The organism is Dongia soli (assembly GCF_034044715.1).
Classification (GTDB): Bacteria; Pseudomonadota; Alphaproteobacteria; order Dongiales; family Dongiaceae; genus Dongia_B; species Dongia_B soli.
Window position 1 is genome coordinate 17965 of sequence record NZ_JAXCLW010000002.1, and the last position, 20863, is coordinate 38827.

Sequence of the window (20863 nt, forward strand, 5' to 3'; positions counted from 1 at the left end):
AAGCGGACGAGGGGAGAAAAAGCATGCTTGATCGCCGCGTCATCGAGCAACTGATCGACGATATAGGGCAGGATGTCTTCGGGCGGCTGTCGCGGCAATTCCTCGACGAAACGACCGAGCGCATCGCAGCGATCAAGGCATGCCGACAGGGTGCCGAATGGAAGGAGTTGGCCCGCCATGCCCATTCGCTGAAGAGCACGTCGCAGAGCTTCGGACTTCAGCAAACAGGGCAATTGGCCGCCGCTTTGCAACATGCCGGCGATCGGGAGCAGGTCGCCTTGATCGAGCAGCTATCACCCGATTTATTTGCGGCTGCGACGGTGGAATGCCGGGAATTCGCGGAATTATGCGATCAGCTTGCATTCAGCTCGCAATAGAAGACCGGTCCCAGCTCTGACGCTTGCGATAGAGCGTCGAGGGACTTACCCCCAGCGCGGCGGCCGCGCGCGGGATATTGCCGTCGCAGCGGGCGATCGCATGTTCGATCGCGTCGCGCTCGATCTCCGCCAAGGGCTTGATGTCCGGCAAGGCCACATCATCGCCCAGTGGTGACAAGACCACAGGCTGAAACGATGTTGTCGCGACGGTGCCGGCCGGCTGAACCGTGTTGGAGGTGAATAGCTGCGGCGGCAGCATGTCCAGCGTCACGATGGGCCCGGCATTCATCACGACGATGTTGCGGATCAAGTTCTGCAATTGCCTGATATTGCCCGGCCAGGCGTAATTGCCGAAACAGCGTTCGACCTCGGCGGCAAATCCGTTGAAAGTCTTGTTTTCCTCGCGGGCATATTGATCAAGGAAATGATGCGCGAGTTGCAGGATATCTTCGCCTCGTTCCCGTAATGGCGGCAGCATGATGTTCAAAACATGCAGCCGGTAGAACAGGTCTTCACGGAAGCGGCCGGCGGCGACTTCGGTCATCGGGTCGCGGTTGGTCGCACAAAGGATACGCACATCGACGCGTTCCACGCGGTCGCTGCCGACGCGCTGGAAGCTTCCGGTCTGCAGGAAGCGCAGCAGCTTCGGTTGCAGATCGATGGACATCTCACAGATTTCATCCAGGAATAAGGTGCCGCCATCGGCGCTCGCCGCCGCACCTTCCCGGTCACCCTGGGCGCCGGTGAAAGCACCCTTCACATGACCGAAAATCGCACTTTCCAACAGGTCCTTCGGCACGGCGGCGCAGTTGAGCGGCACGAAAGGAGCATTCGCGCGGGGTGAAATGCTGTGGATCGCCTGGGCGGCGACCTCCTTGCCGGTGCCCGATTGACCGGTAATGAAGACGGTCGCCTTGCTGGAGGCCGCAGCGGCGATCATGCGATAAGCGGTCTGCATCACCTGCGACTTGCCGATGAAGCCATAGAATTCGGACTGGCTGAAATTGCCGCTGAGTGTCGCAACGACGTTGGAGAGGCGGCGGCGCTCCAGCACGTTGTTGAGCGTGATCAGCAGCCGGTCCGCATTGAAAGGCTTGACCAGAAAGTCGTAGGCACCTTCGCGCATGGCTTCCACGGCAGTGCTGATGGATCCGTCCGCCGTGATGACGACCGTCGCCGTGGCCAGTTGATTGTTTCTGATGTGACGCAAGACTTCCAAGCCGTCGATATCCGGCAACCGCAGATCGAGCAGAACGACATCGGGGGGCTGGCGGATGATTTCCTTGATAGCCGCACGGCCAGTATCGCAATGGCGAACGGAATATGATCCGCGGCGCAAATATTCCTGGAATATCCGGGCCATGGAAAAGGTGTCTTCCACCAGAAGAACGTCGGATCTGAGCTGACCGTCCATTCGTTTCGCCATGATCATCAGGTCGGCAATATTTAGCAATCAGGCGCAGATGGCGAAAGAAGTGTCAATTGAGACGGCTGTCTTAACGCGACGGCGACAGAATTTTCTACTATAAAGAAAGAATCTTTTCGGATCAGCATCGCGATTCCGGTATCTGCCGCTCTAGCAGGCCGTTCGATCTGTGTCTAAGGGACCAGGTTCAAACCAAATGCGGTTTGGTTTCGATCAGATGGTTGATCACCAGCAGACCCGGAAAGGCGACGGCGATGTGGGACGGCGTAATGCGGACGACCGATCCGATGATCGGCCCGAGGCCGGGAAGATCGACGGAGATCTTGTCGCCCACCAATGCGGCCCGGTTGGTCTTCAAAAGCGCGCCGCTGGCAGAGATATCGATCAGCCGGCAGGCGACGTCGATGCCCTGGATATTCAGATGCGTCGGCAGATTGACGGCATAACGCGGGGAAGCCCGCCGTTCACTGCTCGATTTCCGTTTAAGCATCCGATTTCCTTCTCGTCATCCGCTGCCACTATCGCTGTCGGCGGTTGAAAAAGCCTTAATCGCCACCGCCGACGGCTGTCCTACTGGCAGCGGTTGGGGGCCAAGGCCTCGGCCGTAATTCCTCGCGCACCCAGATCGTTGGGAATATTGCCCTGATTGATCAAGCTAGCAGTGATGCGTCCCAAGGTTGCCGACATCATGATGCCAAATCCGCCTTGTCCGGCCAACCAGAAGAAATTTTCCAGCGAGGAATCGAAGCCGGCAACCGGCATTTCGTCGGCGACAAAGCTACGCAACCCGGCCCAGCTATGATCGATCCGACGAATGGTGAGTTGGGTATGACGTTCAAGCCAGTCGGCCAGGACCGCGATATCCATCTCATCGGGCTGGATGTCCTGTGGCTCGACCGGCGTCTGATCGCCGGGAGAGGCCATGAGCTTGCCGGAACTCGGCTTGATATAGGTTTCGCCGCCAGCGAAATCGACAGCCGGCATCTGGCTGACATTCATGCCCGCCGGCGGGTCGATCAGGATTGCGGTTCGCCGTTTCGGCACCAGGCCGATCGATTTGGCGCCGGCCAGCATGCCGATTTGATTGGCCCAGGCGCCCGCAGCGTTGATGACGAACTTCGCTTGGTAAGTCTCGCCGCTTGCCTTGACCTGCCAGCCTGAGCCAGTCCGCGTCAATTCGGTCACGCGGGCGCCGGTGATGACTTTGCCGCCGCTTTCTTTCAGGCCTTTCAGAAAACCGCGATGGATGGCATCAACATCCATGTCAAGAACGCCCGGCTCGATGACGGCGCGGGCGATTTGATCGCGACGTAGCAAGGGCGCTTGCTTCAAGGCATCCTCGACGGAAAGTTCGAGAATTGGATTTTCTTCCGTGCCAAGAGCGAGCACCTTATCCAGCCGGGCTTCATCGCCATGCAAGGCTACGCTCATGCCACCGCGCGGCGTCAGAAGCGGGTGATCGGCAAAACCGGGCGGCGGGTTGACCAAGAAGTCAAAGCTGGCCGTGCTGATCGCCCGCACCAGGGATGGGCCATAATTGCGGGTGAAGAGCGCTGCCGAGCGCCCGGTCGAGTGATAGCCGGGCGCGTCCTCGGCTTCGAGCATCAAGACCTTGCCGGATTTGACCAATTCATAGCCGGCCGCGGCGCCTGAGACGCCAGCGCCGATGATCAGAAAATCACAGTTGTTCGACATCACTCCCCGCTACCTTATCCTTAGCCCTGGGCCCGAATTCTCTTTTGCGTCAACGCATGAAACCGCCAGATCAGCAGCGTCATCGCAATACCCAGCGATGTCGCCAGCGCCGTCATGAGCGCCATCGGTCCCATACCATGCCGATAGCCCCAGATATAGCCGATAGGTACGCCAACGGCCCAAAAACTCAGACCATAGATGATCGTCGGCAAGGCGGTATCGGAAGCGCCGCGGAGGCTTCCCATCAGCACGCCCTGCAAACCGTCGATGACAATCATCATGGCGGTCACAGTGAAAACCGGTACGAGCAACACAATGACGGCAGCATCGTGGCTATAAGCGTGGGCGAGCGGCTCCACGAGAAGAGAGAGCGTTATGGAAATGAGCGCCATGACGGCAAATTCCATACCGAAGGCAACCCAACCGGCACGCGCAGCATCGCGCCACGATCCACGGCCAATGGCATTGGCGACCCGAATAGCGGCCGCCGTGGCAATGCCGATCGTGAGCATATAGACGAGGCTGGTCAGATTGATCGCTGAATGCATGGCCGCAAGCGAGGATGTGCCAAGCCAGCCGGCCATCACGATCATTGAACCGAAGCAGCTCGATTCCAGCGCGATCGCCAGGGCCAATGGCAGACCCAGCCAGAGCAGCCGTTTCAGCTCACCAGGCTGCCAGCCGCCGAGTAACTTGATGCCGTAAACGGCGCGATCACGCTGGCAGAAAATGACGGTGAGGGCGCACAAGAACATCAGCCATCGTGTGATGGAGGTTGCCAAGGCAGCGCCGCTGGCACCGGAAATCTGCGCGCCGAAAATCGGAGACAGATCAATAGCGCCATTGGTCAATGGCCAAGCCAAAGCGAAATTCACGATATTGGCGACCAGCATGATGACGGTGCCCGGCCAAGGGCGGCTGATCCCTTCCAGCAACAGGTTGCAGGCGGCGAACAGCATCAGCCCGGGCATGCCGATGGCGAACATCTGCAAGGCAAAGCCGCTGCCGGCGGCGATATCCGCAGGCTGGCCAAGCAGCCGCATGAAGGCCTCGCCGCTGGCCAGGATAAGTGCCTGCAACAACCCCAGAATGCCGGCAACGATCAGTGAGAGCCGCCAGATGCCGCCACAGCGGTGCCGTTCGCCAGCACCGTCCGCCTGAGCGCAAAGCACGATCGTCCCGATCAAAAGGCCGATGCCGACGGCCTGTAACAATGTCTGCGGTTGAACGCTGCCGCCGAAAAAGGCCAATTCGACCCCACTGCCGCGGCAGAGGAAGGTATCCACGGCGATCATGATGACAAGGCCCGCCCGCGACAGCATCACCGGTAGCGCCAAACTGACGGTCCGGCGGATATGATGGCTGACCGGCGCCGCGACCGGCACGGGTGACAGGGAGGGAGCACTCGTTACGTTCATGTTAACGATTGGTCATCTATATAATTTCGACTGAGTCCGACCTGACGATGCGGCACATTGCCGGACGCAACGTGCATTACCACCAGCGCGGCTAGATTGTCGACCGTAAGTATTTGATTTGGCGAGCGTGAAGAATGGGGTTGTTTGGCTCAAAAACAGCTGGGTCCCACCAAAAAAAGCCCTTTCGTGAGCGTTTCAAGGCGTGGTGGGAAGGATATGACCTGCCGGAACCGGCGCCCGAGCCGGAGCCGGTGGAGCCGGTTCTCGATCTATCGTTTCCTCAGACCCCGATCCCGCCGCTGGAACATCCAATCGTGAAAGTTCAGATGGCAATCTGGGGTGAGGGCAACAGCCGCCCTGGCAATGCCGAATACGTGCTTTATCTGGTAAAACCCTTCGCGCTGAACGAGACGATGTCGATCCTCGATTTCGGCTGCGGATTGGGCGGCAGCACCCGGGCGATCGCAAAGGAATTCGATGTCTATGCGACCGGCTATGAATCTGACCAGATTCTGGCCGAGGCCGGCAAGGCGCTATCGGTGAAGCATGGAATGGATCGGAGGGCGGCGATCAGCCATTACGATCCAAGAACCACTGTTCTGAAATCAGGGCAATTCGACTGCATTTTCTGCGCTGACCACATGCATGCCGTTGCCGGCAAATCGCAGATGCTGTCGCGACTGGAGGTAGCCCTCAAGACGCGTGGCCAGATCACCATCGTCGATTCCGTGCTGGGGGAAAAGATCAAGCCGGACGACCAGAGGCTGGCCGCGACCTTGGGCGCTGAGGCGATGGAGCAATCGCTGTTCTGGTCCACCGCCGATTACGAAAAGGCATTCCGGGAACTGAAATTCGACCTGCGGATCGGCGAGGATATCACCGAGCGCTACCGCAAGCTGGTCACTGAAGGTTGGGACAGTTTCGTCCAGAAGCCGGAAGGCAAGGAAGCCAGCCGCGCCTTTCCCAAGGAGACGGTTGCGGAAGCCGAATTATGGCAGCGCCGTCTTGCCGCCTATGACGCCGGTTTGCTGCGAGTCTATCGGTTCTATGCAATAAAAATGGGCGGTACCCGCACCTCGTGAAGGTGCATCCAAGGGTATTGTCGTTTTTATCAAGGGCTTATACCGGGTCAAGCATACTTGACAGTTACTGCCGCGGTCACTATGTTCCGCCCGCGTTTGTGAATTCGAGGACCGGACCATGAAAGTCATTAATTCTCTCAAGGCAGCGAAGGGGCGCCACAAGGATTGCCGCATCGTTCGCCGTAAGGGCCGGGTCTATATCATTAACAAAACCAACCCGCGTTATAAGGCCCGCCAGGGCTAAATTTCGGGGCAGGTTGAGTGCCTCGATCGCGGATCGGGTTGCGCTCTCTGAGATAGATCACGTTCCGTTACGAACCGCGCCGGTTTCCGGCGCGGTTTCGTTTTTCCGCTTCCCTTTATGCCCTGGCAGGCAATGTGGCATGGTAGCGGAAGGATGCCGCCCAGTCGTTTACACTGATATATCAGATGGGCTAAGAGTTTGCCATGTTGATGCCTGAACCTGATGCCGCCGTTCTCGCGCGTCGGCCGCAATTGGTCGATGCGCTGAAACGCCTGATCGACCCGGCCGGTGTCATTGCCGATCCCATCGCCTTGCGGGCCTATGAGAATGATGGGCTGACGGCTTACCGACAGCCGCCGATGATTGCCGTGCTGCCGAGAGACACGGCGGAGGTCGCAGCTATCCTGCGCTTCTGCCATCAGGAGAGGATCAAGGTCGTGCCGCGCGGCTCCGGCACGTCACTTTCCGGCGGGGCGCTGCCTCTGGCCGACGGGATCTTGCTTGGCCTCGGCAAGTTCAACCGTATCCTTGAGATCGATTACGACAATCGGTGCGCCGTGGTACAGCCCGGCGTGCCGAATTTAGCGATCAGCCACGCGGTTGCCGAGCGCGGCTTCTATTACGCGCCGGATCCCTCCAGCCAGATCGCCTGCAGCATCGGCGGCAATGTGGCGGAAAATTCCGGCGGTGTTCATTGCCTCAAATATGGCCTCACCACCAACAATCTCCTTGGCCTGGAAATCGTTCTGATGACGGGCGAGGTGCTGCGCATCGGCGGCAAGCATCTGGATGCCAATGGCTATGACCTGATGGGTATCTTGACCGGCTCGGAAGGTTTGCTGGGCGTGGTTACCGAGGTAACGGTGCGGTTGCTGCGCAAACCGGAGACAGCGCGTGCCTTGCTGGCCGGTTTTTCTAGTTCCGAAGCGGCAGGACAATGCGTCGCCGATGTCATCGCCGCCGGCATCATCCCGGCCGGCATGGAGATGATGGATCGGCCGGCCACCCATGCCGTGGAAGATTTCGTGCACGCCGGCTATCCGATGGAGGCCGAGGCTTTGCTGATTGTCGAACTCGATGGCCCCGAGGTCGAGGTGGATCATCTGTTATCGCAAGTCTGCGCAATCGCCGAAACTAACGGCGCGACGTCCCAGCGGGCGAGTGCATCCGAGCAGGAACGCCTGCTGCTTTGGGCCGGCCGCAAGGCAGCCTTTCCGGCAATCGGTCGCATTTCGCCCGATTACTACTGCATGGATGGCACCATTCCCCGCAGCAAGCTGCCGCAGGTATTGGCGCGCATGGATGAATTATCGCGGCGTTACGGCTTGCGGGTTGCCAATGTCTTTCATGCGGGCGACGGCAATCTGCATCCGTTGATCATGTATGACGCCAATAAGCCGGGTGAATTGGAAGCGGCGGAATCCTTTGGCGCCGATATCCTGTGTCTCTGCGTCGAAGTTGGCGGTGTCCTGACCGGCGAACACGGTGTTGGTGTCGAGAAGCGTGATCTCATGCCCCGGATGTTCAGTGATGTCGATCTGGATCAGCAGATGCGTCTGAAATGCGCATTCGACGATAAGCAGCTTCTCAATCCCGGTAAGGTATTCCCGGTCTTGCGCCGCTGCGCGGAACTGGGCGCAATGCATATCCATCGTGGTCAATTGCCACGTCCTGATTTGCCGCATTTCTGATGACGAACGAAATCTCCCCGACCTCCGCAGCCGATTTGGCGGATGCCGTTTGCGGCGCTTTACGTGACAAGGCGCCCCTGCAAATCGTCGGACAAGGCAGCAAGGCCGGCTGGGGCCGACCGGACCAGGCGATGCGGCGTCTGTCGCTCGCGCGCTTCACCGGCATTCGCAGCTATGAAGCGGCGGAACTGGTAATGACGGTCGGTGCCGGCACGCTGATGTCCGACATCGAACCGATCCTAGCGGCCAAGAACCAGCAGCTTGCTTTCGAACCGGCGGATTGGGGTCCGCTTTGGGGCAAGCCGGCGGGGCAGGGAACAATCGGCGGTGTACTTTCGTGCAACCTATCCGGTCCACGGCGTTTCCATTCCGGCGCGGCGCGGGACCATTTCTTGGGCTTCACCGCCGTCAATGGCCGGGGCGAAGTCTATAAAGCTGGCGGACCGGTGGTGAAGAATGTCACAGGCTATGATCTGCCGAAATTGCTGGCCGGCTCATTCGGCACGCTCTCGGTGCTGACAGATATCACCGTGAAGGTCTTGCCGCGTCCCGAGAAGCAGCGCACCGTCTTGCTCTTCGGCCAAGGCCCGGAAACCGCCAATGACGCCATGACCATGGCTCTAGGCAGCACGCATGATGTGAGCGGTGCCTGTTATCTACCGATGGATCTCGCGCGGCGGTCGCGGGTTGATCTGATCCGCAATGCGAATGCGGCGGTCACCGCTTTGCGGATCGAGGGTTCCGGACCTTCGGTCGAACACCGTTGTGCGGCCTTGCGCCAGATCGTCTGTGACGCAGCGACGGAAGAATTGCATTCAATGCGATCATTGGCCTTTTGGCGGGAGATTCGCGACGTTGCGACTTTCATGGCCGATCCGGAGACCGTTCTCTGGCGCCTGTCGGTGCCGCCCGCGAGCGGTGCCCGCCTCGCCGGCAAATTGGCGAATGCGCTAGCCGGTTGTAGCTGGTTTCTCGATTGGGGCGGCGGTTTGCTCTGGATTGCCCTGCCGCCAGTGGAAGATATAGGGGCCGAAAAAATCAGGCAGTCATTAGTCGACGGCGGCGGCCATGCTACCTTGTTGCGCGGGCCGGATGATCTGCGCCGCACGGTTCCGGTCATCGAGCCAGGTGCTTTGAGTGCGCTGCTGCGGCGTGTGAAGCAGGCTTTCGACCCGGCCGGCATTCTCAATCCCGGCCGCTTGAGCGCCGATTGGTAAGGAAGGCTGCTGAGATGCAGACCAATTTCACGCTGGCGCAACTTGCCGATCCCAATACAGCCGAAGCCGAGAAAATTCTTCGGACCTGTGTTCATTGCGGTTTCTGCACCGCCACCTGCCCGACCTATCTGCTACTCGGTGACGAGTTGGACAGCCCGCGTGGACGCATCTACCTGATCAAGGACATGCTGGAAGGCGGCCAACCCGCATCGGACGCGGTCGTCACCCATGTCGATCGCTGCCTTTCCTGCCTCAGTTGCATGACCACCTGTCCTTCGGGCGTGCATTACATGCATCTGGTCGATTACGCTCGGCAATACATTGAGGACAGCTATCGCCGGCCGCTGCTGGATCGCATTCTTCGATCTCTTTTGGCCTATCTGTTGCCCCGGCCCGGTATGTTCCGCTTCGCGCTGATGGCTGGCGGGCTTGCCAAGAAACTTGGGCTGACAAACTTGCTGCGTGGGCGCGTCAAAGCCATGGCCGATCTGCTGCCGAAAAGCCTGCCGCCCGCGGCCCCAACCGATCGGCCCGGTATCTTCCCGGCACAGGGAAAGCAGCGCGGCCGCGTCGCGCTTTTGGCAGGCTGCGCACAACAGGTGCTGCGGCCGCAGATCAATGCCGCCACCATCCGGTTGCTCAATCGCCTGGGTATCGAGGTCGTGGTGCCGTCCGATGCCGGCTGCTGCGGATCGCTCACCCATCACATGGGCCGGCACGAAGCCGCTCATAAATCCGCCATCGACAACATCGCCGCATGGCATCACGAAATGGAGCTGAACGGTTTGGATGCCATCATCGTCACCGCATCCGGTTGCGGCACCACGGTGAAGGATTACGGCTTCATGTTCCGCGACGATCTCACCTGGCGGGACCGAGCCGAACGCGTATCGAAACTTGCCTGCGATATCAGCGAATATCTGGACCGGCTGGGCGATATTTCCGGCGTGGCCAAGCAGTTGCGCGTCGCCTATCACGCTGCCTGTTCATTACAGCATGGGCAGAAGCTGCGGGACTTGCCGGCAAAGCTGCTGCGGCATGCGGGGTTCGAGGTGGTCGATATCCCGGAAGGACATATCTGCTGTGGCTCCGCCGGTACCTATAACATGCTCCAGCCGGAATTGTCGGCCGGCTTGCGGCAGCGCAAGGCAGCGAATATCGAACGTGTGGGGCCTCAGGCGGTCGCGACCGGTAATATCGGTTGTCTTCAGCAATTGACGGGCGCTGTCGACGTGCCGGTCGTTCACACGGTTGAATTGCTGGACTGGGCTATGGGCGGACCAAAACCGGACCTACTTGCCAGCACGCTGCACTCGTAACTGCTGAGCACGCTCCTTTAGGCTGGGTCAATGGCCTTCCAGAAAAACGTAATTTTGCCAGCTCTTCATCCGCAGCAAAATGCGGCGAATCATGGCAAAGTGATGCCAATGTTCAGTATAAAGTGCGACTTCACCTGAACTGCCCGGTGGCAGTTGATAACCTGATATATCGTCCGTTATATCGATCACCGCGCTGACCCGCCCATCCGTCATGCGTGCAGCCGGATCGACCAAAGCACCAGTCGGCTGCAACTCCCCTTGCGATAGTGCATTGACGATCCGATTGACCTTGCCTTTGAAGACACGGCCGGGAACGGCGGTGAAGATGATTTCTGCTTCGTCTCCAACGCGGATGCGTTGAAGTGCATTCTGCGCGAAAGAAGCAGCAAAGGTCGTATTTTTGTCATCGAGGAAAACCATGACGGGCCGCAAGGGCAGGGGAGCCGCCATCATGCCGGGACGCAGAAAAAGCTGTGTCACGAAGCCATCGGTCGGTGCGCGCACCGTCGTCTGGTCGAGATCATATTGTGCGTTTTGCAGATCGGCCTGTAGCCGTGCGACCGTTGTATTCGTGCCTTCGATCTCAGATTCAAACGCCAGCTTCGCCTGGTCGGCCCGTGCCTGGGATGAGGAAACATTGGCATCCGCAGCCAGATAAGTCTGGCGCCGGGTATCGATCTGGGCTTCGGAAAAGGGCTGCGCATTGCCCTTTCGATTGGCGGCTTCATAGCGTTCGAATGACTGCTTGGCGCGGTCCCGTTGCGCGGCGGATTCCTTGACCTCGGCCAGGGCGGCATTATAAGCGGCTTGAAGCTGCCGCACATTTTGCTCCGCCTCCGCAAGGGCCGCCTTCTTGCTTTTGACCGCGAACTCATAGGGGCGAGGATCGATTTTGAAGAGAACATCGCCCTTTCGCACCGGAGAATTGGGTTGGACAGGTACGTCGATCACCTCGCCACGCACATAGGGAATGATAGGCGTCGAATAGAAGTAGAAGCGTGCCTGCTTCGTATAGGGATGATTGTAGTTCATCATCAGCAGGACGAAGCCGATGCCGAGAAAGCCGATCAGCACGGCGGTCGTGAAGGTCCATTTATTGAGCGGCACTTTCAGGAAACGAAAGATGCAGAAGCAGATCGCCGCATAGGTCAGGATCATCAACATTTCCATGATGACTCTCCTAGCTTGCCTGGGTCGGGTGGGAGGTGGTGGCCTCAAGCGCCGCGATGCGCGCCTCCAGCTGCGTAATTCGCTCACCCGTTTTCACTGTAGTCGCATTGGCTTCAGCATTCTGGCCAAAGCCATAGCCGCGCTCCGGACGGTAGATCGTCGCCCAGATCCAGAGGAACGGCCACAGGACATGCAGGGTGAAAAGGCTGACCCAGCCGGCAACGTGAATAGCATCCTGATGCGGATGATTGCGCTTCTTCGCGATCTCATAGGGTATGTCGTGGATATAGATAATGCCGTAGACGAAGACGAGAAAGACAAACACCAGCAAGAACAAGGCGAAATAATTCAGGAACATCGCGTCCTCCCTCCCAAGATGACGTCAGTGCACAAGCCTGAACCCAAGGGTCGGGGACCGCAAGCGATGCTTACGCGTAATTCGTGCGGAAAGCAGAAAATGTTTGGCGGCTATTTGGGGCCGGAGTCCTGGTCGAGCAGGGTTAGCCGTCCTATGACCTGGCCGGGATCGATCAGGGCGCCCGGAGCGATGACGGCATTGGCGCCGATCCGGGCGCGATCTCCGACCAGGGCACCGAACTTGTGGACGCCGGTAGGGATGATCGCCTCACGATAATGCACGCGGATGTCTTTATCGGCGCGCTCATTGCGATGATTGGCGATGATCGCGCCGGCTTCGATATTCACTCCGGCACCGAGGATTGAATCGGCGAGGAAATTGAAATGTGCGAGGGCACTGCCCGAAAACAAGAAGCTCGACTTTACTTCGCTGCCGGGACCGATGACACAATGATCCTGTAACCAGACGCCATCCCGCAAGTAAGCCCCGGCGGCGATGAAACAGTCGGGGCCGATAATGGCAGGGGGCTTTACGGTAATACCGGATTCGATCCGCGCTGAGCGATGAAAAACGATACCGCCATCGCGGCGGTAATCCAGTTTCTCCATCGCAACAATCAGCTCGCCTAAGATGTCGAGAATATTGTGAACGGCTTGCCAAGGCTCTTGATCAAGATAAGGCGCGAGCGGCGAGACGGATGCCCCAGATACGAACGTGTCGATCGGCACCTGGGGCATCTTTATCACCGTTTAGGATTGCGTAAGGCCGCGCATCATGCCTTTCAACGCATATTCGCCGCGTTCCCAGACCATGCGCTTCCAGTCGTCCTTGTCAGGATAGAAGGCGGCCCGGATTTGCTTCTTGATGGCCTTGCCGTGATCGCTATCCGGCTTGCCATGAATATAAAGCCAGTTATCGGCACGGATCGCATCAAGCATAGAGTCCAAGGGCTCGGTGCCATATTCCAGAGTGATGCCGCCGACCTCGGTGTTCGGCAATGCCTGGTCGACACCGATATTCGTGTCGCCAAGGGTAATGGCGGAAGAAGACGAGCCGTCGTCGAAATAGGTCGCTTCGTCGCCCCACCAATCCTTGATCATCTTGTTGCCGGTGGACTCGCCGAAATGGTTGGACATGATTTCGCCGATTCCATAGGGGCCGAGGCCGGTATGCAGATCGATGAAGGCTGCCCGACGCACCGTCGCAGCATAAGGGGAAAGCAGCTGGCGCAGGGTGCGATTGGACCAGGTTGCCTTCTGGCCGCCATAGAAGACCCCTTCAGTGTCCCAATACTGTCCCGAGGTGATGGCGCCCTGCAACTCCATGGCGCCGTGCTGATCGGCATATTTGGTGAAAACGGCCTTGTTGCGTGCCTCGCTGGCTTCGGACCATTCCCTGGGGCAGATTGCATCGCGCAATTCGCGGTAGCCGGCATTTTCCGGATGCGGCTGGCTATGGTCCACGAAATTGCGGTTGAGATCGACATTGTCCTCATTGACCCGTCGAACCCAGGCGAAGCCATGCGGGTTGATCGCATGGATCAGCAGGATCGCGGTATCGGCGGGCAGCGTGTCAAACTGGCCGCTGCGCAGCCAGCCCACCTGAATCCCGGATCCGCAAAAACCTTCGGCCCCATGGGTACCCGACATGCCGATGAAGAGGCGGCTGGCATTGCGCGGCCCAATCCAGATGGTTTCGGTGGCGAGTTCTTCGCCATTCGGTCCGCGACTGGGATTTGGATGGGCTTCTACCGCGAACCCTTTCGCCCGCGCGACGTCATGGAGTTTGGCCCGTGCCGCGCGGTAGTCGCTGGCGAAAAATTCGCTCGGATTCATTTGATGGAATCTCCCTGTCTTTTGATTGCCGCCAGTCTAGCTGCTGGGCATTCGGCGGCAAGCGGCTTGTGACGACAATCCTGTTCCGCCGCCTATGCGCGGATTGCAGGGCCGGCAATCGCAAGGCAGGCCGTACAGCGGCTTATAAAGGTTTAACTTGCACCAGGACGCTGTGAACCGCCGTGCTTTGGGCCATGTCTGCCCGCAGCCCGGGATTGAGGGCATTGATGTTCCGGTGCTCCGGCAAGAGTTTCGGCCAGCGACTTTTATGCGCAAGCACGATTCCGGCTGGGATGCGGTCATCGATCACGGCCCGCATGGTCAGGCTGTCCGTATCGTTTTTCACCTGCACCTCAACACCAGTGGTCAGGCCGAGTGTGCTGGCGTCGGCTGGATGAATGACGAGATCCTCGGGGCCGGCTTTGGCGCGGATCTTGTCATCCTGAAAATAGCTGCTGTTCATCAACCAGGGCGATGCGGGAGAGAGCAGGCGGAACCAGCCCTTGGGCGGCCGGGCCTCGATCGCCGGTTGCGGCACACGCGGCAAGCCGTCCGCTTCTGCGGCGGCACTGGCGATCTCGATGCGGCCGCTCTCCGTTGGGAACTTTCCATCTGCGAATTGCAACACGGTTTCGCGAAACAGCGTGACGGTCGCCTGTTCGGCGAGCTCGGCGAAGCCGCTCAAACCGGCCTGGCGGCAGAGCCGGTCGAGGATCGGCCCATCCGCTTCATGCAATTCCGGCTCGGCATAGTTCATGGCCTTGGCCAGCCGGCGGAAGATTTCCTGATTGGGCAGGGATTGGCCCATCATTGGCAAGGCCGCGCGCTGAGCCGACAGGGTGAGATCGAAGTAAGGCGAGACGATGTCATCGAATTCAAGGAAGGTTGCGGCCGGTAGGACAATATCGGCGAAATCCACCGTGTCGGTGGGGAAGGGATCGATCGCCAGATGGAACAGATCGTCACGGCGCAAAGCTTGATGCAAAGCGCGCTGTTGCGGATTGGAGGCGGCGATATTGATGTTCCAGGTGATAAGCCCATGCGCTTCTGCCGCGTCGCTCAAGGTATCGACCAGATCCATATGGCTGATAACCCGTTTGGTGTTGCGGCGCAGAGCCGTGCCTTCGACGTCATCGCCATCGAGGCCTTTGCGCGCGCCGCCATTCAGATAGCAGAAGCCGGCACCAGCCTTGCCCAGATTGCCGCTGGCGGCCGGCAACAACCCGACAGCGCGAAAGATATTGCCGCCCTGGGCCTGACGCTGCAGGCCTTGCCCGAGCCACAGCAATGACGGACCGCGACCATAAATGCGTGCGGCTTCGACAATATGCGCCGCAGATATGCCCGTGGCGGCTTCCGCCCAGTCCAACGTGATGCGGTCAAGAACAGGTTCCACTTCCTCCCAGCCGGTGGCATGAGCGGCGAGATAAGGCCGGTCGATCAGGTTCTCATCGCGCATGACACGCAACATGGCAAAGGCAAGCGCGGCATCGCTCCCGGGGAAGGGCTGCAAATGCAGATGCGCGCCGGCGGCTGTATCGTGGCGCACCGGATCGACCACGACCACCTTCGCCGGCGTTTCCTTCAGCCAGTATTTATGCATATGCGGTGCAGCCGCCGAGGGATTGGCGCCCCAGACGAGGATGCAGGCAGCGTCCTTCGCGGTGCGCGGATCGAAGCCCAGGGAGGATGTACCATAGAGATAACCCAGCGCCGCATGGCCCGCAGCATTGCAGATGCTGTCGGGGTCGATTTCAGCGGCACCCAGCCGATTGAGGAAGCGTTGCGGAAATCCGCCGGCCAGCAGTGAGCAGGTGCCGGTATAGTGGGCATGCAGGATCGTTTCCGCGCCATATTTGGCGACGATCTCTTGCAATCTCTCGGCGGTTTCCGCCAGGGCCTCGTCCCAGGAAATATCGACGAAGCGGCCTTCACCCTTGGGACCGATCCGGCGGCGCGGGCTTAGGATACGGGCTTCGGGCTGGACGAACGCGCCGTTATAGGCGATGGCACATTTGCCGCAAAGGGCGCCCCTGGAAACCGCATGATCCGGATCGCCCAGGACCCGGGTCAGACCATCCGCGCGTTTCACGACGGCGATGCCGCAGGCATCGTAACAATCGCGAGGGCAGGTCGTCCGGATAACTGTTTTCGTATCTCGATCGATAGCCGCGACCATGGTCTTCTCCCCTATCTACTTTCGGAGAAGCATAATCTTCAATCGTTAAGAGCGACTAGGTCCGGTATCAGCAGAACGGTAGGGCCGGCTCCATCCATTAGCGCGAAAGCCGCCGGAAATCCTCTGATACGCTCTCGGCCAGCTTGATTAAGCGTTGGTCCTGCGTGCAGGACAGGTCGAGCAAGCGCTGGATAAGATAGCTGGCTTTATCTGCCGCTTCCGGCCAAGTCGTTGCTGGCGAGGATAAGAACATTTCCTCCAGGTGGGTCTGACGGTTCCGAAGCAAATCCTGGTCCCGTTGTACATCGACAGCCTGCCGCCGCAGTTCGGTTTCATGCTGGGCGGTCATGCCTCGATGCGCATCCAAATCGACGGTATCGTCTGTCATGCTGGTCACCTCCCAGTTCCATCGGTTAAACGAAAGGCCCGATATCCGAGGATATCGGGCCTATGTCAGGCAATGTACACTGCGATTTATGCTGGCTGGATGTTTGCAGCCGCGTCTTTGCCGCGCTCGCTCACAACATCATAGCTGACCTTCTGACCTTCGCTGAGCGAGGACATTCCGGCCCGCTCGACGGCGGTAATGTGAACAAACACATCCTTGCTGCCGTCATTGGGTTGAATAAAGCCAAAACCTTTTTGCGAATTGAAGAACTTGACGGTTCCGATAGCCATTTGGGCCTCCTTAAGAAACGCATGAGAACGAAAGGTTGCCGTCCGGGACGGCTTATCCGAAGTGAAGCATTGTCTTGAAGGAGCCCAAGCGGGCAAATAGCAAGGCAGGCTAAATATCGAATCCGGTAACATATGGTGGATATGCCCACAAACGACAAGGGTTAATTCTCAATTTTTCATCGAGAAATCGATCTCCACACGGAGGCCAAATGAGTTAACGCCGGGAAGGGCGCCGCCGAAAGAGCCTTAAAAACCAGAAAACCGAGCTTGGGGGCATGGAGCGCCATATATACATGGCCTGGGTTCCCTATTCCGCCGCCATGAGGCGAGGGCAGACCACCGTGGGTTCCACAACGGTTTCTACAACCTCGGTCATGGTTTTTGCATGAACGTCTTCAACGATTTCCTGGGCTACATTTAGACAGGTCCCGCAGCAAACCGGCCCGCCCAAAGCTTGGTAAATCGCTTTCGGACAGGTCAGGTTCTGATCCCGGGCTACCCGCTCGATATCGCTCGACCGGTGGCCGTTGCATAGGCACACATACATGCGTGGCTCCGCATAGACTGATACTGCGAATATGGTGAGAATGCGAATGAGTGTCAATAACAGGAGGCGGCCCCTCCTAGGAGGAATCCGCATAACTGGAACGCAATTGCAACAGCTCTGACACTTGACAGGGTTCCGCCAGCCGCCGAAGGTCGAGCAAAACCGACTTTGGTTCGACGGGAAAATCAATGTACGAAAGCAGCTACTGGCATCTCCTGCGCAAGCCGGGCTTTGCCTGGATGCTGGTGACCCAGTTCCTCGCGGCGCTGAACGACAATCTCTACAAGTTCGTAGTTACCCTGTTCGCCATCGATCTGGTGGCGGCAAACCGGGCAGCGGGTATCCAGGGCTGGGACAGCAACGCCTATCTCTTTCTTGCTTCCGCCCTGTTCGTGTTGCCCTTTCTGCTGTTTTCCGATTATGCCGGCCAGCTGGCTGACCGCCATTCAAAGCGGACCGTGCTGGTCATCACCAAGAGCGCCGAGATCGGCATCATGCTCCTGGCTGCCGTCGCGTTTTACGACGAAAGCATCGGCGGCATGCTCTTCGTGCTCTTTTTACTCGCAACCCAGGCGACGTTCTTCAGCCCGGCGAAATACGGCTGTGTCCCCGAATTGCTGCCGGACCGGGATCTCTCACGCGGCAATGCGCTCATCGAGATGAGTACCTTTCTCGCCATCATCCTGGGCGCCGTTTCCGGCGGGATCATCTACGACCACTGGAAAAGCGAGATGCTGGATATCGCCGCCGTCGCGGTGGCGATATCGATCCTGGGATCGCTTGCCAGTCTCGGCATTGGTCGGACACCAAAGCCCACACAGGCAAAGCCATTTTCTTGGATCCCGTTTCGCGAAGTCTGGATCGCCATCCGGCAACTGAAGGCAAATTACCGGCTTTGGCTGACCGTGCTCGGTATCAGCTATTTCTGGTTCCTGGGCGCCTGGGTACAACTTCTGACCACGCAATACGGCAAGGAGCTGATGCATCTCGGCGATTCCCAGACCAGCCTGCTGCAGGCGGCGATGGCGATCGGGATTGGCGTCGGCAGTATGCTGGCCGGCCGCTTCTCCGGACATAAGGTTGAGTTGGGCCTGGTCCCGCTGGGGTCGATCGGCATGGGCCTCACGGCCATCGCCATGCTTTTTGCGGATTACGCTTTCGGCTGGGCAGCCGCCGGTTTCGGCATTTTGGGCTTCTTCGGCGGCTTCTTCATCGTCCCCTTGAATGCCATGTTGCAGCAGAAAGCTGCTGCCGATATCCGCGGCCGGCTGATCGCCGCCAATAATGTGCTCAACAATGTCGGCATCCTTTGCGGTGCCGGCGCTTTGCTCCTATGTGGTCATGTGCTTGGTTTGCGGCCGGACCAATCGATGCTGGTCAGCGGATTGCTCAGCTTTAGCGTGACGATCTATCTCTGCTTATTGCTGCCTGATTTCCTGATCCGCTTCTGCCTCTGGCTTCTCACGCATAGTATCTATCGCATCCGGATCGAAGGGCCGCAGCACGTGCCGTTGAATGGCCCGGCCTTGCTGGTCTGCAATCATTTGTCTTTCATCGATGGCCTGATCGTGGGCGCCTGCGTTCAACGCTTCATCCGCTTCATGGTCTATGCACCATTCTTCGATCTGCCGCTTTTCGGCTGGCTGTTTCGCCTGATGAAAGCGATCCCCACCAGCGGCGGCCGCAATGCGGTCAGGGCCATCAGTGCTGCGCGGGCGGAATTGCAGGCCGGGCATGTTGTCTGCATTTTTGCCGAAGGCGCCATCAGCCGGACCGGCAATATGTTGCCTTTCAAGCGCGGCGTGGAGAAGATTCTCGATGGGCTGGATGTGCCGGTCATTCCTGTGCATCTCGACCAAGTCTGGGGCAGTGTTTTCAGCTTCAAGGGTGGCCGCTTTTTTTGGAAATGGCCGCTTCATTTCTTTTACCCCGTCACCGTAACTTTCGGTGCACCGGTGCCGGCGAGTAGCCGCGCTTCCAGCTTGCGCCGCCGGCTTCTTGAAATGGGCGGAGACGCCTTTCGCCTACGCCGCACGCGAGACGACCTGGTGCATCTTCGCTTCCTGCGCCGTGCGAAGAAAACCTGGACGCGGTTCTGCATGGCGGATTCAACCGGGCGAGAGCTTAATTATGGCCGGGCTCTCGTCGGTTCTATCTTACTGTCGCGCTGGCTGCGTCACCGTTGCCTGACGGAGCGTATGGTCGGCTTGGTGCTGCCGGCCTCGGTGGGTGGGGCGCTTGCCAATATGGCGGCGCTCTTTGCCGGCAAGGTGCCCGTCAATCTCAACTTCACCGCCGGCCATGAGGCATTGAAGGCTGCGATCGCCAAGGCGGAGATCAAGACCATCCTGACATCGCGCGCCTTTCTGCAGAAGGCCAAGCTGGCCGAGGAGCCAGGCATGGTCTTCATGGAAGACGTCATGAAGCGGCTAGCAGGCCCGGAAGCGAAGCTCATTTATCTGTTGGCCTGGCTCTTGCCGGCCCGTTGGCTCGATTGGCTTTACTGCGACCAGGACAGGGAACCGGCCGACCTCTGCACCGTGATCTTTTCCTCCGGTTCGACCGGCGAGCCGAAAGGGGTGATGCTGTCGCATCACAATATTGTCTCCAACCTTGAATCGATCGCGCAACTTCTGTGGGTGCAGCGCGACGACAAGATGATGGGGATCTTGCCCTTCTTCCATGCCTTCGGCTTCACCGGCACCTTCTGTCTGCCTTTAGTCTGCGGTTTCGGCGTGGTCTATCATCCCAATCCGCTGGACGGGAAAACCATCGGCAAATTGGTGGCGAATTATCGCGCGACCCTACTGATCGCGACGCCGACTTTCTGCCAAACCTATTTGCGGCAATGCAGCCGGGAGGACTTCGCGAGTCTCCGCCATGTCGTGGTGGGCGCCGAAAGGTTGCGGCCGGAACTGGCCAAGGCCTTCGAGGAAAAATTCGGCCACCAATTGCTGGAAGGATACGGTACGACCGAAATGGGACCTGTCGTTTCCGTCAATGTCCCCAACATCGATCTCGGCCCCGATACACAGACCGGCACCAAGCCCGGCACGGTCGGCCATCCAATTCCCGGCGTCGCGGCGCAGGTCGTCGATCCGGAAAGCGGAGCCGATCTTGGTGAAAACCAGGAGGGGCTCTTGCTGCTGAAAAGCCCCGCACGGATGCTGGGCTATCTCGGTGATCCAGAAAAGACCGCCAGTGTTTTGCGGGACGATTGGTATGTCACTGGCGATATTGCCGTGATCGACAATGACGGGTTCATCCGGATCACCGATCGTCTGGCGCGTTTCAGTAAACTCGGCGGCGAGATGGTGCCGCATCTGCGGATCGAGGAAGCACTTATGGAGGTGCCGGGGATTGAAGCCGCCGCCGTCACCGCAGTGCCGGATTCACAGAAAGGGGAAAGGCTAGTCGGCTTTTATGTCAGCCATACCGACCTGGCGCCCGACGAAGTTTGGAAAGCACTGGGTCAGAGTAATCTGCCGAGATTGTGGATCCCAAAAGCGGGGGATCTGTTGCCGCTCGGCAGCCTGCCGGTTCTCGGCATCGGCAAGATCGATCTCAAGCAAATCAAGTCGCTGGCAGCGGCGCATGCCATGGCGCCCGCATCCGTAACCTAACCAG

19 protein-coding genes are annotated in these 20863 nt (G+C 59.0%); 7 read left to right on the top strand and 12 right to left on the bottom strand.

Translation table 11 applies throughout. The features are described from left to right. Positions 1 to 23 precede the first annotated feature (23 nt). The gene (locus tag SMD27_RS06645) at positions 24 to 377 is read left to right on the top strand and encodes an Hpt domain-containing protein (protein ID WP_320507588.1); all 354 of its coding nucleotides are present in this window, start codon (positions 24 to 26) and stop codon (positions 375 to 377) included. Here the strand turns inward: SMD27_RS06645 and SMD27_RS06650 are convergent. The 4 genes from SMD27_RS06650 to SMD27_RS06665 all read right to left on the bottom strand — a co-directional run bounded on the left by SMD27_RS06650 (position 364) and on the right by SMD27_RS06665 (position 4916). Then, on the bottom strand, positions 364 to 1803 hold the full coding sequence (locus SMD27_RS06650; RefSeq protein WP_320507589.1) for a sigma-54-dependent transcriptional regulator: 1440 nt from the start codon (positions 1801 to 1803) through the stop codon (positions 364 to 366). The genes SMD27_RS06645 and SMD27_RS06650 overlap by 14 nt on opposite strands. Positions 1804 to 1990: 187 nt before the next feature. After that, on the bottom strand, positions 1991 to 2293 hold the full coding sequence (locus SMD27_RS06655; protein ID WP_320507590.1) for a PilZ domain-containing protein: 303 nt from the start codon (positions 2291 to 2293) through the stop codon (positions 1991 to 1993). An 80-nt stretch (positions 2294 to 2373) separates the two neighbouring features. Continuing rightward, positions 2374 to 3498 (bottom strand): NAD(P)/FAD-dependent oxidoreductase, encoded by a 1125-nt coding sequence (locus tag SMD27_RS06660; RefSeq protein WP_320507591.1) that lies wholly within the window; start codon positions 3496 to 3498, stop codon positions 2374 to 2376. 20 nt (positions 3499 to 3518) lie between these two features. Beyond that, on the bottom strand, positions 3519 to 4916 hold the full coding sequence (locus tag SMD27_RS06665) for an MATE family efflux transporter (RefSeq protein WP_320507592.1): 1398 nt from the start codon (positions 4914 to 4916) through the stop codon (positions 3519 to 3521). Positions 4917 to 5242: 326 nt separating this feature from the next. Here SMD27_RS06665 and SMD27_RS06670 point away from each other — a divergent pair, with 326 nt between their 5' ends. The 5 genes from SMD27_RS06670 (at position 5243) to glcF (ending at position 10469) form a co-directional block, all read left to right on the top strand. Further along, positions 5243 to 5998: a methyltransferase domain-containing protein gene (locus SMD27_RS06670; protein ID WP_320507593.1), complete on the top strand. Its 756-nt coding sequence runs from the start codon at positions 5243 to 5245 to the stop codon at positions 5996 to 5998. A 118-nt stretch (positions 5999 to 6116) separates the two neighbouring features. Further along, complete coding sequence (gene ykgO / locus SMD27_RS06675; protein WP_320507594.1) at positions 6117 to 6242, top strand: type B 50S ribosomal protein L36; 126 nt, start codon at positions 6117 to 6119, stop codon at positions 6240 to 6242. Positions 6243 to 6445: 203 nt separating this feature from the next. After that, positions 6446 to 7933, top strand: coding sequence for an FAD-linked oxidase C-terminal domain-containing protein (locus SMD27_RS06680; RefSeq protein WP_320507595.1), 1488 nt, complete (start codon positions 6446 to 6448; stop codon positions 7931 to 7933). Continuing rightward, positions 7933 to 9150 carry an FAD-binding protein gene (locus SMD27_RS06685; RefSeq protein WP_320507596.1) on the top strand — a complete coding sequence of 406 codons (1218 nt, stop codon included), beginning with the start codon at positions 7933 to 7935 and terminating at the stop codon, positions 9148 to 9150. The genes SMD27_RS06680 and SMD27_RS06685 overlap by 1 nt, the downstream gene beginning before the upstream one ends. A gap of 14 nt (positions 9151 to 9164) precedes the next feature. Continuing rightward, positions 9165 to 10469 carry a glycolate oxidase subunit GlcF gene (gene glcF / locus SMD27_RS06690; RefSeq protein WP_320507597.1) on the top strand — a complete coding sequence of 435 codons (1305 nt, stop codon included), beginning with the start codon at positions 9165 to 9167 and terminating at the stop codon, positions 10467 to 10469. Positions 10470 to 10496: 27 nt separating this feature from the next. On the opposite strand, the gene SMD27_RS06695 is transcribed toward glcF, so the two are convergent. From SMD27_RS06695 to SMD27_RS24115, 8 genes are all read right to left on the bottom strand, one after another. Beyond that, positions 10497 to 11639 (bottom strand): HlyD family secretion protein, encoded by a 1143-nt coding sequence (locus SMD27_RS06695; protein ID WP_320507598.1) that lies wholly within the window; start codon positions 11637 to 11639, stop codon positions 10497 to 10499. A gap of 10 nt (positions 11640 to 11649) precedes the next feature. Beyond that, complete coding sequence (locus tag SMD27_RS06700) at positions 11650 to 11997, bottom strand: DUF3302 domain-containing protein (RefSeq protein ID WP_320507599.1); 348 nt, start codon at positions 11995 to 11997, stop codon at positions 11650 to 11652. 110 nt (positions 11998 to 12107) lie between these two features. Next, positions 12108 to 12725, bottom strand: a complete 618-nt coding sequence (locus tag SMD27_RS06705; protein ID WP_320507600.1) for a DapH/DapD/GlmU-related protein — start codon at positions 12723 to 12725, stop codon at positions 12108 to 12110. Between the two features lie 21 nt (positions 12726 to 12746). Further along, positions 12747 to 13832: a M14 family metallopeptidase gene (locus tag SMD27_RS06710; RefSeq protein WP_320507601.1), complete on the bottom strand. Its 1086-nt coding sequence runs from the start codon at positions 13830 to 13832 to the stop codon at positions 12747 to 12749. A 142-nt stretch (positions 13833 to 13974) separates the two neighbouring features. Further along, positions 13975 to 16011 (bottom strand): molybdopterin-containing oxidoreductase family protein, encoded by a 2037-nt coding sequence (locus tag SMD27_RS06715; protein WP_320507602.1) that lies wholly within the window; start codon positions 16009 to 16011, stop codon positions 13975 to 13977. A gap of 97 nt (positions 16012 to 16108) precedes the next feature. Then, a complete protein-coding gene (locus SMD27_RS06720; protein ID WP_320507603.1) occupies positions 16109 to 16399 on the bottom strand; it encodes a hypothetical protein in 291 nt (96 codons plus the stop codon). Between the two features lie 86 nt (positions 16400 to 16485). Further along, the gene (locus tag SMD27_RS06725) at positions 16486 to 16689 is read right to left on the bottom strand and encodes a cold-shock protein (RefSeq protein ID WP_320507604.1); all 204 of its coding nucleotides are present in this window, start codon (positions 16687 to 16689) and stop codon (positions 16486 to 16488) included. Positions 16690 to 16996: 307 nt separating this feature from the next. Further along, positions 16997 to 17329: a (2Fe-2S)-binding protein gene (locus SMD27_RS24115; RefSeq protein ID WP_379990269.1), complete on the bottom strand. Its 333-nt coding sequence runs from the start codon at positions 17327 to 17329 to the stop codon at positions 16997 to 16999. 95 nt (positions 17330 to 17424) lie between these two features. Here SMD27_RS24115 and SMD27_RS06730 point away from each other — a divergent pair, with 95 nt between their 5' ends. Then, positions 17425 to 20859: an acyl-[ACP]--phospholipid O-acyltransferase gene (locus SMD27_RS06730; protein WP_320507605.1), complete on the top strand. Its 3435-nt coding sequence runs from the start codon at positions 17425 to 17427 to the stop codon at positions 20857 to 20859. The last annotated feature ends 4 nt before the right edge of the window (positions 20860 to 20863 follow it).